General features: G+C 40.3%; 1 pseudogene. It reads left to right on the plus strand.

Annotated features, from left to right (window positions below):
- Positions 1-506: pseudogene (locus ACUNWA_RS19050) on the plus strand (beta-glucuronidase); the annotation flags it as partial.

A 506-nucleotide genomic window follows, 5' to 3' on the forward strand; every position in this document is an offset into this window, starting at 1 on the left:
CCCAAATATACCGGCGTGTTAAAACCGGTAAACCTGGAAGCAATAAAAAACGATTTAGAAGGAAAAGGGATGTTGGATCTGGCATCGAAATATACAGATGCAACAGCAAAATTTTCTGCTATTTTATACAAAGAGGAGATCGAAGTTTTAATGAGAAGTGAAGGTAATGCTGGCTTTCAACTACTTTCTTTGCAAGATTACCCGGGGCAGGGAACGGCACATGTTGGTTTATTCGATGCGTTTTGGGCTAACAAAGGAGGAATTACGAAGGATAAATTCCGTAAGTTTTGCAGTCCTGTAACTCCCTTGTTACGATTGGAAAAGAGAACCTACTCTTCCAATGAAAATCTTGTTGTCAAAGCTGAAATTCTAAACTACGGACCAACATCCTTTAAACAGGCAAAGACGGTTTGGAAAATATACAACGAAGCAGGAGAAATCCTTAAACAAGGAAATTTCGGGTTGCAGGATATTCCGCAAGGCGAACGTGTTGCCTTAGGCGATAT

This window comes from Sunxiuqinia sp. sy24, assembly GCF_052677165.1.